This is a genomic window from Prevotella sp. E13-17, from assembly GCF_022024035.1.
Taxonomy (GTDB): Bacteria; Bacteroidota; Bacteroidia; order Bacteroidales; family Bacteroidaceae; genus Prevotella.
This window is the reverse complement of record NZ_CP091787.1, coordinates 2208477-2222708: the sequence shown is the minus strand read 5'-3', so window position 1 is coordinate 2222708 and position 14232 is coordinate 2208477. Positions and strand designations below refer to the sequence as shown.

The window sequence follows — 14232 nt, the reverse complement described above, 5'->3', positions numbered from 1 at the left end:
ACTGCCAACCTTTTTCTGTAGTTATCGAAGACTGTCTTGATACCAATGAAATAATTTACCAACGCCATCTTCTATTTCAACTTTGTGTGTCCAGCCTAAAGAATGAAGCTTTTCTACATCGATAAGCTTGCGCATAGTTCCATCGGGCTTTGTCGCGTCAAACTCTACGGTGCCTTTAAAGCCAACACTCTTAACAATCAGTTCAGACAATTCGCGGATTGTTAATTCTTTACCTGTACCTACGTTAATATGACAATTGCGAATTTCTCCGAGGGCAGGAATGGCTCCACCACGACCCGCAGAGTGATTGCGATCAACAGCACCATCTGTTGAAGCCCCGTAGTGCACGCTTGAGTATTTCTCTATGCCAATAATATCTTTGAAATCGACGTTCAACAGTATGTGTACACTGGCATCTGCCATATCCTCACTCCAAAGGAATTCTCTTAAAGGGCTACCTGTTCCCCAAAGAGTGACTTTGTTGTCTTCAATGCCGTACTTTGCCAGAACGCGAAGTATTTCTTCTCTTGATGCTCCTCCATCAACCCCTTCTACAGGACGCTTGTTCAAATCAATGGAAATCTTTTCCCATTCACCCTCATGAATGAGCTTAGCCAGATATATTTTACGCATCATAGCTGGCATCACATGACTATTCTCTAAGTGGAAGTTGTCATTAGGACCGTAAAGGTTGGTTGGCATTACTGCTATGTAGTTAGTACCATATTGCAGATTGTATGACTCGCACATCTTCAAGCCTGCAATCTTTGCTATGGCATACTCCTCATTAGTATATTCAAGAGGGCTTGTCAGCAAGCAGTCTTCTTTCATGGGCTGAGGCGCATTTTTAGGGTAAATACAAGTTGAGCCCAGGAATAGCAACTTTTTGACCCCATGTGCATAGGCTTCGCTGATAACGTTGCACTGTATCTTCATATTCATCATGATGAAATCAGCACGGTACAGCGAGTTTGCCATGATGCCGCCAACAAAAGCTGCTGCTAAGACGACAGCTTCGGGCCTCTCTTCATCAAAGAATTGTTTTACGGCAACTTGGTTGGTCAAATCGAGCTCTTTGTGACTGCGTCCAACGAGATTGGTATAGCCTCTTTGAAGAAGGTTGTTCCAAATGGCGGAGCCAACAAGTCCATGATGCCCCGCAACATAGATTTTAGAATTCTTTTCTAATGCCATTATTTTACAATTCCTTTCTCTAAATATTCTGCTAGGTTCGTACGTACTTTAGCAGCAGCACCCTCTGCTGCAACTTTTGCCATGTCACTATCTACCATGATCTTTACCAGTTCCTCAAATGAGGTCTTGTTGGGGTTCCAGCCCAATTGGGCTTTTGCCTTAGTCGGGTCGCCCCACAGATTGACAACATCTGTAGGTCTATAAAAGTCTGGACTGACTTCTATGAGAACCTTTCCGGTTGCTTTGTCGATGCCTTTCTCGTTTGCCCCTTCGCCTACAAATTCTAATTCAATACCCACATGTTTGAATGCGGTATAACAGAATTCACGGACAGAGTGCTGCACACCAGTTGCAATCACGAAATCATCTGGCTGCTTTTGTTGCAGAATCAGCCACATGCATTCCACGTAGTCCTTGGCGTAACCCCAGTCGCGAAGACTGCTTAGGTTGCCCAAATAGAGTTTATCCTGCTTTCCTTGCTTGATGCGGGCTGCGGCAAGTGTAATCTTGCGCGTGACAAATGTTTCACCACGACGTTCACTCTCATGGTTGAAAAGGATGCCCGAACAACAATACATGTTGTATGCCTCGCGGTACTCCTTTACAATCCAGAAACCATACTGTTTTGCTACGGCATAGGGAGAGTAGGGGTGGAAGGGGGTGTTCTCATTCTGTGGCACTTCTTCCACTTTTCCATATAGTTCGGAGGTCGATGCTTGGTAAATACGACAAGTGTCTGTCATCCCTAATTGCCGTACTGCCTCCAGAATGCGAAGTACGCCAACAGCATCAACGTCTGCTGTAAATTCGGGCGAGTCAAATGATACTTGAACATGACTCTGAGCTGCGAGGTTGTAAATTTCCGTAGGGCGTACCTTGCCGATGACGCCAAGGATACTCATCGAGTCGCCCAGATCGGCATAGTGTAAATGAAAGTGTTCTTTTCCTTCCAGATGCGCTATACGTTCACGAAAGTCAACCGACGAACGGCGAATAGTACCATGTACTTCATAACCTTTATCTAATAGAAATTCTGCCAGATATGAACCATCCTGACCGGTGACTCCTGTGATTAGAGCTATATTCTTCATAATAATTATTTAGTTTTCTCCACTAAACTGCTTGATGCGTTGTTCTTCAGAGAGCTTGCAGATAAGTAAGGTGTTGTCGTTTTCTGCTACAATGTAGCCGTCCAATCCTTGTACTACTACTTTCTTCTCTTGTGTGGTGTGTATCATGCAGTTGTGTGTCTCAAATAGATTGATATCATTTCCTATGCAGGCATTTCCATAAAGATCGCGATGTACTTGTGACTGCAACGAACCCCATGTGCCAAGATCGCTCCAACCGAAGTCTGCTGGACATACGAAAATCTCCTCTGCTTTTTCCATGATGGCATAGTCCACGGAGATATTCTCGCATGCAGGGAATTTCTCGTTGATTACTTCTTGTTCCTGTGGCGTACCATATATTGGCAGAAGTGTTTCGAATATCTTGTTCATCTTGGGTTGATAAACGCGGAATGCGTTTACGATTGTTGATACGTTCCAGATGAATATTCCTGCGTTCCAATAATAATAGTTTTTCTTAATATATTGCTGAGCAGTTTCCAAATCGGGCTTCTCGCGGAATGAGTCCACGCGAAAAATACCTTTATTACGCAGCGAACTCGTTGACAAGTCCGCCTGTATATAGCCATAGCCCGTTTCAGGACGGTTGGGCTTCATACCCAGTGTAACGATTGCATCGCTTTCGTCTGTAAACTCCATACATTCTTTGATAACACGCTGGAACTCTTGAACGTTCATGACGATATGATCACTAGGAGTCACGACAATATTAGCTTTCGGGTCTTGTGCCTTGATGCGCCATGATACATATGCTATGCATGGTGCCGTATTCCTCCGGCAAGGTTCGCATAGAATGTTCCCTTGCGGTATGTCAGGCAACTGCTCACGAACTATATCCACATATTTTTGGTTAGTAACAACCCAAATGTTTTGAGGATTGACCAACTTGCCAAATCGTTCTACGGTCAGTTGCAAGAGTGTTTTGCCAACGCCGAGAACATCGATAAACTGTTTCGGACGTTCAGCCGTGCTCATTGGCCAAAAGCGACTCCCAATACCGCCTGCCATAATAACGAGGTGATTGTTTACTTGAGGCATAATGTTATTGATTTTGTAATTATTTTGCAAAGATATGTATTTAATACGATATTCGCAAGCAAATTACAGTGATTTTTTCTTCTTTCTCTTTAGATAGCTTTTTGTCAACAAATAACAGATTGTTAATGCTACAATACCAAGTATAAATCCAACGATGTAATGATTGTACTGACCAATGATGCCTTTTAGTTCTTCATCGCTGACGTCCCCTACGACAGTGTGCAGATACCAGCCCATGGCAGCAAGAATGCTGTGCCACGCCCCAGCTCCAATAGAGGTGTAGAGCAGAAACTTCCAATAGTTCATACGTGCTAATCCCGCTGGAATAGATATGAGATGACGTATGCCTGGCACAAGCCTACCTGTCAGTGTAGCTATGATGCCATGATTGTCGAAGTATGATTCACTCTTTTCCACTTTCTTTTGATTGAGCAAACACATCTTTCCCCATTTACTATTGGCAAATTTATAAATAACTGGTCGTCCGACGTATAGTGCGACAAAGTAATTGATAGAAGCACCGATATCAGCGCCAATGGTCGCAGATAGAATCACTAATAACACGTCCAAATCGCCAGTGGCTGCTCGATAAGCAGCAGGTGCAACAACAAGCTCGGAGGGTACGGGAATAACGGTACTCTCTAATAGCATCAAGAATAATATGGTGCTGTAATTCAGATTGTTTAATAAGCTTGCAATCCAACTCATAGGTCAATTCTTTCTGTCAAATAGTTATAATAATCTTCTGGGGCAATTTCTTCAGGGATGAGATTTGAGAACACACTCTGGCATTCCTGCGGATTGAGCCTACATGCCTTTTCAAGGTTTTTAAGAAAGCCCTTTGTGTCTTTAAGATCATAGCAACACATTGCCATATAGGCATAACCGTCTTTTGTGTCGGCAGGAGCTACTGCAAAATATTTTTCGAGATATTTGTGCGAAGTCTTAACCATTTGGTTCTCCAAGTATGATATGGCAATATGCAGTAGTATGTCAGGAAGGTCGGTCGCAAGCCCAACAGCCTGTTTGAAGGCTTTCTCAGCTTCCTCTACTCTTTGTGCATTTAAAAGTATATGTCCTTTTATCAGTTGGATTTGCGCCTTGTCTTCATCTTGCTTTTCCAATTCATCAATGCATTCCAATGCTTTGTCCGTCTCTTTATTTGAACAGTAGGTCAGTGCCAGCTCATGGTTAATGTCAGGTAATAAAGCTTGGTCAGACTTCAGGGCCTGTTGCTTAGCTCGCAACAGCATTTCTGTGGCTTCTTGTAGCTTATTCAAGTTATACAGGCATATACCTGTGAACAATAGAGCGGCACTGTCGTTGGGAACGGCATCAAGTGCTCGTCTGTAGTATTTCAGAGCCTCTTCGTAATTCCCGAGATTGCTCAGTCCATTAGCCTTGGCTATCATGGCTTCTGTGTCTTGGGGATCAATGGCCAATGCATATTCACTGCTCTCAATAGACTTGGAGACGTCTCCTTTCATTAGCTGGGCATTCGACAATGATTTCCAGTATTGCGTAGAATAGGGGGCAACGTCCAGTAATTCGTTAAATAACTTTTCGCTGTCATCGAATTTTCCAAGTCCTAATAAAGTGTGTGCCTTAATTTCCTTGTAGTCTTGCGAATCTTCTTCTTGAGCACCAAAAATCCATTTCATGGCAAGGTCGTAGAAGCCCCAATCTTCGTAGATGTGTGCTACGTCAATGATAAAGTCCTGAAGTTCTTCTTCTGGGACTTTTTCCAGCTCTTTTCTGAGAAACCATTCTGCTTCTTGGTCTTTTTTTTGTGCCAATAGAATTTCCGTCCAGTCATAGATATATTCTGGTGCGTCTGTTTCTGTTATTCGGGAATAGTATTCCTTGGCAGTTTCAATGTCATTTACCTCCAGGTATTCATGAATCTTGTAGGTTAATGGACCAATAGCACCAGGAGAAATGCTGAGTGCTAATTGTATTGCATCCTCAGCCTTCTCCTCCTGTCCGCTTATATGGTAATAGTCGGCAATCTCAGAAAGTTCATTGCCATCCAACAGAACAGGTTCTCCAGATGAAATGGCCGCCTCGTATTTTTTTAGTAATCGAACGAACTTTTTTCTATCCTCTTCATGTTGTTGATGATTGCTTGTTGGCATCTTTTTAAGATCTTAGACCTACGGTCTTATTAAATACTGGGTGGGTTGGCGTTGAGTCTGGATCTACATTGAAGTATCCTATACGTTGGAACTGCAAGTAGCTTAATGGTTGCATGTTTGCAGCAAATGGTTCAATGTAGCATTCTTTGTTTACGCTCAGTGAATTGGGGTTGATAATCTGCTTCATGGCTGTTACTGCATCGCATTGCTGTGCATCGCGAATTGCAGCCATTTCATCACGTGGGTTCTCAACCTTCCACAGACGATCATACAGGCGAACTTCTGCTTTCATGGCGTTATGGCAACTAACCCAGTGAAGTGTCTTTCCTTTAATCTTACGATCGGCACCAGGCAAACCACTACGTGTTTCTGCATCATAGGTGCAGTAGATGGTGGTTACTCGTCCTTCGGCATCTTTGTCGCAGGGGTGTTCCTCATCGCACTTAATGATGTAAGCATTCTTCAGACGAACCTCTTTGCCTGGAGCCAGACGCATGAATTTCTTTTCTGCAACTTCCATAAAGTCGTCGCGTTCAATCCACAGCTCGCGGCTGAACTCAACCGTATGGGTGCCATCGGCCTCGTTCTCGGGGTTGTTGATTGCAGTCAGTTGTTCGGTCTTTCCTTCTGGATAGTTGGTGATAACAACCTTTACGGGATCAAGTACAGCACTTACACGCTGAGCTCTGCTGTTCAAGTCGTCACGGACAACACTCTCTAATAAGGCAATGTCATTCAATCCGTCTAATTTGGTATATCCAATCTTGTCAATGAACTTTCTAAGACTTTCGGGCGAGTAGCCACGACGGCGTAAGCCGCAGATAGTCGGCATGCGTGGATCGTCCCAGCCGTTGACCAAATGCTCGTTGACCAAAGCCAGCAAGTTGCGCTTAGACATAAGCGTATAGCTCAGGTTCAACTTGTTGAACTCGGTCTGTCGTGGGCGGTTGTCTTCAATATTGTCGGTCTCGCCTTTCCATTCTTTCATCCATGTCACAAACAGATCGTACAGGGGGCGATGCTCTACAAACTCCAGCGTACACCATGAATGTGTCACTCCCTCCAAATAGTCACACTGACCGTGGGTGAAGTCATACATGGGATATGCATTCCATTTATTGCCAGTCTTTACGTGTGGGATGTTCAACACACGGTAAATCAAAGGATCACGGAACAGCATGTTGGGATGAGCCATATCAATTTTTGCACGAAGCACCATGCTTCCTGGTTCACATTTTCCACTGTTCATGAAGTCAAACAGACGAAGGTTCTCTTCTACAGGACGATCGCGGAATGGTGAGTTAGTACCAGGGCTTGTCGTGGTGCCTTTCTGTTGTGCTATTGCTTCAGAACTCTGTTCGTCAACATACGCCCTTCCCTGTTTGATAAGCCATACGGCAAAGTCCCATAGCTGTTGGAAATAGTCTGATGCGTAATAAACATTAGCCCACTGGAAGCCCATCCATTTGATGTCGTGCTCAATGCTTTCAATGTATTCGGTGTCTTCCTTAACCGGGTTTGTGTCGTCAAAGCGTAGGTTGCATGTGCCACCATATTTTTTGGCAAGTCCGAAGTCGATGGCTATAGCTTTAGCGTGGCCGATGTGTAGGTAGCCATTAGGCTCTGGTGGAAAGCGGGTTTGCAGTCGTCCACCATTCTTTCCGGCTGACAGATCGTCTTTAACCATTTGTTCCACGAAGCTAAGACTTTTCTTCTCTTCGTTCTCGTTCAGTGTCTTTTCTTCCATTTCTGTGAATTGTTTTTTGATTTAGAATGCAAAGGTACAAAATAATTCAGAATTATAGATTTCTTCACCTTATTTATTTAAAGAAAACACGATAAAAAAACGCTATATGTTGGAAAACATATCAAAAAGTTTGCACGGTTGACTTAAATCAATTATTTTTGCACTCGTTATCCTGAATACAATCTTTTTACCTTAAAAAGACTAATACCTAGTTGAGATATGCCCTTCGTTGCGAAACGATGGGCATATCGCTTTTTATATGTTTTTATTTGATGCCCCTCTCGTTGAGAGCTTTTGCGTAGAGCGCAGCGTTGTGCAGATGCTCCTGATAGTTGCGGGCAAAAACATGTGTGCCGGAAAAGTTGCTATTTGCGCACATGTACAGATAATCATGCCATTTGCGGTTAAGCACTGCATCAATTCCCTTGATGCTTGCCACTTTGATAGGGCCCGGAGGTAGCCCGATGTGTGTGTAAGTGTTATAGGCACTCTCAACACTGAGATGGTTGTGATAAATGCGTTTTAGGTTAAAGTTCTTTAACGCAAACTTTACGGTGGGGTCGGCTTGTAGAGGCATGCCTGCTTTCAAGCGATTCAAGTACATGCCAGCAATCATTGGTTTTTCTGCCGTGTTTGCTGTCTCCTCGTCAATAATGCTTGCCAAGGTTGTAACCTCGTTGGGATTTAAACCAAGCTTTTGAGCTTTCTTGAGGCGTTCGTCATTCCAAAATGCATCATGCTCTTTTTGCATGCGCTTCATCAGTTTGTCCAGTGACATGTCCCAATAAACCTCGTAGGTGTTTGGTATGAACAATGCTGTGATCGTGGCAGTGTCGTAGCCGTATTTTTGACAGATTTCTTCAGACGCGAATGCTTGTGCGAGTTCAGTGCTGTCCAACATGAGTTTTTGTGATAGTTTTCCTGCCAGGAGTTCAGCGGTTCTTGCTTCTGGTATGGTTAGCATCATGGGTTGCTGTTGTCCGTTTTTCATGCGACGGAAAACCGTAAAGGTATTCATGTTTGGAGTGATGACGTATCGTCCTGTGTGTATGCTTTTTTCGTATCCGTAGTGTCGGGCCAGCGTGCGGAAGCCTGTTAGCTGACAGTCGTTGGCGATATCTCCAAGCTTAGTATATACGGAGTCTGGCGTGTCATCGGCATCGATATAGACGATGACATCTTCGTTGCTTTTCGAAAAAGTGTAAAAGAAATAGTAAAAGATAATACTTCCTATGAAAAGTACTGAAATGACGACTGGCCAAAGGTAATATTTGGCTTTTTTCTTATTGTCTTGCATGCGTGTGTGTCCCTTTTAAAGTTTTGCAATGCAAAGGTACTGCTTTTTCTGTAATTATGAATTTTTTGGGGGAAATTTTCTAATTAATTATAGAATTGTTTGCTTTCAACGAAGAGTTTAAAAAAAAAGTGGGGAAAGCGATGTGGGTGCTGATGGATTCGAACCACCGAAGTCGAAAGACAGCAGATTTACAGTCTGCCCCATTTGGCCACTCTGGAAAACACCCTTTTTCTAAGCGAGTGCAAAGGTATATATTTTTTTTAATATGAGCAAATCTTTTGGTTATAAAGTTGCTATTTTGTGGTCAGAAGAGCCAATAAGGGCCTTTTTTAATCGTTACTAAAAGTGATATGCGTCACCTTGATAGCCCCCACGCCTGCTTGCATATTCTGTTTGTCTCGTTTTTAGGGTGGGATCTTGCTCTGAGTCCGCAGGCGTCGGACTCAGTTTTCCATTACCGCACAAAGTTCCGACTTTTTTACGAAAAGCATTACGTTTTTGCGTTTCAATGCGTATAAATTTACGATATGAAACACATAATTGTTTGAATGAACGAGAATCACGCCACCTCAATGCCCAAATCAAGAAAATATTTCCTATATTTGCCATCAAATTAAAAACGTCTGACACTATAATAATATAAGGTAACATGAAACAACATCGACTTTTCATTACACTGCTGATGGCCTTGACAGTTCAAGCAGCCCAGGCAGACAACATCAAGGTTGTAGGCCAGAACCTGCAGAACTTTTTCTACTCGCTTGACCGCGGCAGGACACAAGGCAATGGCAGCATCACCCTGAGCAACTACAACACAGAGACCGGTCGCACTGCTAAGCTCAACGCCATTGTCGGCACCTTGTCCCAATACGAAGCCGACATCTATGCCTTCAACGAGGTGGAGTGCTGCGCGGAGGTCCTGCAACTGCTGGCACAGAGCATGAGCGAAAAGACCGGAAAGAACTATATGCCCGTTACCGACGGACTGAGCTATGACCTCACATCCGAGCCCGACGGTGTCATTAAGTCCGGATTCATCTATAATGCTGCAACCATCGAGCCCGTTGGTGAAAACCTCTCCACAGCCGTCGGCTATAACCACATCTACCCCGCCACCATGCGCATGCAGGGCTTCAAGTCCAAACCTGACGACGAGGTCTTCTATATCAGCATGAACCACTTCAAGGCCAGCACCAGTTCTGACGTTACATATGACATCAACCAGCGCGAGAGCAACAGCATCTCACTTCTGAAAGGTCTCGACCAGGCTGCGCTAGACCCCGACATTCTCATCATGGGCGACCTCAACAGCGAGATGGGCGAGCAGTGTCTCAACAACCTGATGGATGCAGGCTTTACAGAGCAGATACTGAAATACGAGGGCAGCAGTGCCGCCTCTCATTGGTACAACGCTACCGGCTCACTGATTGACCACGTCTTTGCCAACAGCACGATGTCCGCCCAAATTACCGATGCGCACATGCTCTACGTCGCTAACCCACACTCCACAGGCAACTACAATACAGCCTACAGCGATCACGATCCATACATGGTGACTCTCAATCTACAGGCACAACCTGTGGCTAAATTCGGATACAGAAAAGTCGAAGCCGTTAGTGCAGGAAAGTCGTACCTCATGGTCTTCAACAACGAGAAGATTTCCAACCCCGTTAGTACCTCGAAAACTTTCGAATACCTTTCTGTCACAAATGTATCGCCCATCGATAATGTCATCACCCTGACGAGCGACAAGAACGGCTTTAAGTTCGAGGACGACGGCAACGGCTATTACTACATCAAGGATGCCTATGGACGCTACCTCTATCTGTATCACAATGGCTCCTCCTACAACTACACGACCAACGTTGGTAATAAAGCGAATGCCCAGAGCCACAGCGTCGTTAAACAAAGCAACGGCACATTTCATGTTCATAACAACGTAGCCAACTACAACATCCTTTACGCGACGAATCACAACGATTGTTCTTGGCGCAACTGGACCAGCCTGAACAACGAACAGTACTGGCCAACCCTCTGGGAGTACGACCCCAGCATCACAGTCACGGGAATTACACAGAGCCCAGCCTACAGACAACCCTCTACTACCCGCAAGGTTATGGAGCAGGGGCACCTCATCATCATCACCCCCAGTGGCTCACGCTACAATCTGCAGGGTATTCAGATTCGATAAGCCATAAAGGAAGTAAACAACTATCAATAACGAACTATGAAAAAAGTATTGTCCTATTCACGCTTTTGCTGTCGTACATGACGGCATGGGCACAGCAACCACACACCGTCGTAGGTTATACACCGAAAACTAATACGATAACGGTCTTGCGTTATGGTTATGGCAATTCGTTGGAAAGCATAACTATTCCATCAATATGTGTTTCGAGGAAGCACTTAAAGCAGCTAAGAACACTAAAAATCCCATCATCCCCATTGACTGCCTGGAGGCATTGGCTGAAGCCACCAAGTCGCACGAGAGCGCTGGCGATGAGATAAAGGGTCAAGCCGTCGACTACATCTTAGAAAACTATCAAGAGTGGCGTGATGCCTGGAGCGACCTTGTTTATAAAGGAATGATGGAAATAGACAAAAGGCTGCAGGCTGAGAACAAAAAGAAAAATCAGGATAAGGTTGAATTGGCCAGCAAGCTGCTGGGGAGCGGAGTGTCATTAGAGGAAGCCGCTAAAATAATAGACGAATTTTACAATAACGGCAACCCGCCTGTCCCTACCCGGGCTACCGCCAAACAGGAATATAAGGTTAAAAGTGAAGAGGAGGCTGATACCACTGTCGATACCTGCGATGTAGAGAAACTGATTCTTGACACCCCAGATGATATCGTCAAGCATGTCACGGGCATGTTTCCAGACAGAGGAGGCAGACTGCCAGATGCCATTTGGGTGAATTATTATAAATATTGGTTAGGCATGCCATTCAGCTATATGATGAGACTGAATAACGACAAAAAGACTTATAGGATTGAGAATGTGTCTGAGGCACAGAAACTGGATTACGATAAGGAGTTGGACTATATGGTAATCTGGTATTGGGACAGCAAGGAGAAAGGCATTGAAGTAAGAATCCCGTTGGCAAAAGGACATGTACCAGAAAAATTCCCCAAGTAAATCATAGGATACAAACCCTTTGATCGTTACTTATCTTATATTATTTCACTTATTATACAATTATGGGCATATTTAGAAGAATTATGGTAAGAAATGTTTGTTACCTCATTTTTTTTTAGTACCTTCGCATCGCTTTTGAGAGAGTTATCAGTTTAACCAATCAAAAGATGTATATAACCATTATTCCCACCCAAAGTTCATCTGTGAAGATGACTATGGGAAATCTTAGTTTTTGTGTTAGTTTCCACCATCCGTGATGGATGGTGGGTCTTTTTTTATGGTTTCTCGAATTAATTCCAGGGCTGATTTGATATTATGCCAATTATTTGTATCTTTGCACTTCAAATATAATAATTTTGTTTGATGTCGAAAAGCTACGATACATACATTTTTGATCTTGATGGTACTTTGCTGGAAACATTAGAAGATTTGGCAGGTGCTGTGAACTATGCGATGAGAAAGCATGGTATGCCCGAACATACACTGTCGGAAGTGCGTCGGTTTGTGGGTAACGGTGTCAGGATGTTGATGGTGAGGGCCGTCCCTTTTGGAGAGAAGAACCCTCTGTTTGAAGCAGCCTTTGCCACGTTTCGTGCTTATTATATGGAACATTCTCTTGATACGACACGCCCTTATGCAGGCATACCGGAATTATTGGCAGAACTGAAACGTAGCGGTAAACGTACGGCCGTGGTCAGCAATAAGTTTTATGCAGCTACGCAGTCTTTATGCCGTCATTTCTTTCCAGACACCATCGAAGTGGCTATCGGCGAGCATGAGTCTGAGGGTATTCGTAAGAAACCAGCTCCCGACACCGTGATAGAAGCTCTCCGGCAGCTGGGCGTTGGAAAAGAGAATGCCGTGTATGTCGGCGACAGCGATGTTGATATCCAGACTGCTCGAAATGCAGGACTGCCCTGTATCAGTGTGTTATGGGGGTTCAGAGATCAGGACTTTCTGAAAGAAAATGGAGCAACTACGTTTGTAGCTGCTCCGCAAGATATACTGACTCTGTAAAGCCAATAGTTATTGATGCTGTTCGCGCAGCAGATCATTGACGGTTTTTACGGGATTGAATGTGCCCAAGGGAACCTCAACGAATACCGTTGACCAGTTGCTCATGGCGCCATTCCAGAGGCCGGGCAGTTCGAGCGCTTTCAGTTCTTTGCCTCCCTTCGACTTGCTTGAGATGAAGCCAGTCGTCTTGTCAACGAAGTCGGGCAGGTTGAAAGGCTTTCCCTGATAGTCTTTGACTGCGCAAACTAGGTCCACGGGGTTGAAGTGGGTGCCTTGCGTGAACATTTTCATGTATTCTGCATTGTTGGTGTCAATCTGCGAACTCTCCAGGATTTGCAATGACACGGTACCGTCCTGGTTGTATGTGAGGAATGGACCTCCGCCAGGTTCACCTACGTTCTTCACTACACCACAGACGCGCATTGGGCGATTGAGCTTGCTTTTCAGGTAGGCTGCGTCAACTTTGTTGTTCTTGGGATTGATGCAAAGGTTCTTTTCGACGAATTGAGCTATCTCTGCAATTTGGGCCTCTGTTGGGTTGTTGTCCAACTGGCGAAGATACTCGAAAGCTTGTTTCTGCAGCGTTACCAACACTCCCGCAATGACTTGCTTCCATTCAACAGTCTCGGGCTTCAGGCGATCGGGAACGACATTGTCGATGTTCTTCACAAAGATGACGTCAGCCTCAATCTCATTGAGATTCTCAATCAGTGCACCATGGCCGCCTGGGCGGAACAACAGAGAGCCGTCGGCTTCGCGGAAAGGTGTGTTGTCGGGATTAGCTGCAACGGTATCGGTAGAAGGTTTCTGCTCTGAGAATGTGATGTCGTACTTAATGCCGTATTTCTTTGCAAAGCCATCTGCTTTCTGGGCTACCTTCTGCTTGAAGAAATCGAGGTGGTCATGGCTGACTGTGAAGTGCACATGAGCCTCACCGTTAGAAGCTGCATATAGGGCACCTTCTACAAGATGTTCCTCCATGGGTGTGCGTGCACCTTCTGAATATTTATGGAACAGCAACATGCCTTTTGGCAGTTGGCCGTAGTTCAATCCTTCTTTCTTCAGCATGTTGGCAGCCACGGCTTTGTAGTTGCCTTCCGCTATCAATGTCTTGATGTCTTTTCCTTCGTTTTGTATGCACACCTGATTGAGCGCTTCATAGAAAGCGAACTTCTCGATATCATTGAAAAATTTCTTCTCAAAGTCGGTGGTAGGTACGTCGTAGTCGGCATCCACAAAGGCAAACATGTTTTTGAACATGCGGCTTGCAGCACCGCTGGCGGGTACAAACTTAACCACGCGGTGTCCTTCTGCCTTATAGTCTTCCCAGGCTTTGACATACGACTGGCGCTCGTCAGCAGTGGGTGATAGAATGCCGTTCCCAACGGCAGCGGCAGCTTCCAGGCGTAAGAATGGGAAGCCTGTTTCAAATTCTTTTAGTTGGGTTTCAATCTGCTCTTGGCTGATGCCACGTTGAGCAATTTGTTTCAAGTCTTTTTCTGATAGCATAGTTTCTTATATAAAGGAGGGTTAATAA

General features: G+C 44.6%; 11 protein-coding genes and 1 tRNA gene. 3 read left to right on the top strand and 9 right to left on the bottom strand.

The window, feature by feature from the left end:
• Positions 1–21 precede the first annotated feature (21 nt).
• The 8 genes from L6472_RS08955 to L6472_RS08920 form a co-directional block, all read right to left on the bottom strand.
• Complete coding sequence (locus L6472_RS08955) at positions 22–1194, bottom strand: GDP-L-fucose synthase (protein WP_237804297.1); 1173 nt, start codon at positions 1192–1194, stop codon at positions 22–24.
• A complete protein-coding gene (gene gmd, locus L6472_RS08950) occupies positions 1194–2285 on the bottom strand; it encodes a GDP-mannose 4,6-dehydratase (RefSeq protein WP_237804295.1) in 1092 nt (363 codons plus the stop codon). The genes L6472_RS08955 and gmd overlap by 1 nt, the downstream gene beginning before the upstream one ends.
• Before the next feature lie 9 nt (positions 2286–2294).
• Positions 2295–3362, bottom strand: a complete 1068-nt coding sequence (locus L6472_RS08945; RefSeq protein ID WP_237804293.1) for a mannose-1-phosphate guanylyltransferase — start codon at positions 3360–3362, stop codon at positions 2295–2297.
• 63 nt (positions 3363–3425) lie between these two features.
• A complete protein-coding gene (locus tag L6472_RS08940; RefSeq protein ID WP_237804291.1) occupies positions 3426–4070 on the bottom strand; it encodes a DedA family protein in 645 nt (214 codons plus the stop codon).
• Entirely contained in the window at positions 4067–5497 is a 1431-nt protein-coding gene (locus L6472_RS08935; protein ID WP_237804289.1) for a lipopolysaccharide assembly protein LapB, read from the bottom strand. The genes L6472_RS08940 and L6472_RS08935 overlap by 4 nt, the downstream gene beginning before the upstream one ends.
• 4 nt (positions 5498–5501) lie before the next feature.
• Entirely contained in the window at positions 5502–7244 is a 1743-nt protein-coding gene (locus tag L6472_RS08930) for a glutamine--tRNA ligase/YqeY domain fusion protein (RefSeq protein ID WP_237804287.1), read from the bottom strand.
• Between the two features lie 265 nt (positions 7245–7509).
• Positions 7510–8541, bottom strand: a complete 1032-nt coding sequence (mltG, locus tag L6472_RS08925; protein ID WP_237804285.1) for an endolytic transglycosylase MltG — start codon at positions 8539–8541, stop codon at positions 7510–7512.
• A gap of 143 nt (positions 8542–8684) precedes the next feature.
• Positions 8685–8767: transfer RNA gene (locus L6472_RS08920), tRNA-Tyr, on the bottom strand.
• A gap of 423 nt (positions 8768–9190) precedes the next feature.
• Between L6472_RS08920 and L6472_RS08915 the strand changes: the two genes are divergently transcribed.
• The 3 genes from L6472_RS08915 to L6472_RS08905 all read left to right on the top strand — a co-directional run bounded on the left by L6472_RS08915 (position 9191) and on the right by L6472_RS08905 (position 12695).
• Positions 9191–10732, top strand: coding sequence for an endonuclease/exonuclease/phosphatase family protein (locus tag L6472_RS08915; protein WP_237804283.1), 1542 nt, complete (start codon positions 9191–9193; stop codon positions 10730–10732).
• Positions 10733–10928: 196 nt separating this feature from the next.
• Entirely contained in the window at positions 10929–11678 is a 750-nt protein-coding gene (locus L6472_RS08910; protein WP_237804281.1) for a hypothetical protein, read from the top strand.
• Positions 11679–12041: 363 nt separating this feature from the next.
• A complete protein-coding gene (locus L6472_RS08905; RefSeq protein WP_237804279.1) occupies positions 12042–12695 on the top strand; it encodes an HAD family hydrolase in 654 nt (217 codons plus the stop codon).
• A gap of 9 nt (positions 12696–12704) precedes the next feature.
• On the opposite strand, the gene L6472_RS08900 is transcribed toward L6472_RS08905, so the two are convergent.
• Positions 12705–14204, bottom strand: coding sequence for a DUF4301 family protein (locus L6472_RS08900; RefSeq protein WP_237804277.1), 1500 nt, complete (start codon positions 14202–14204; stop codon positions 12705–12707).
• Between the last annotated feature and the right edge of the window lie 28 nt (positions 14205–14232).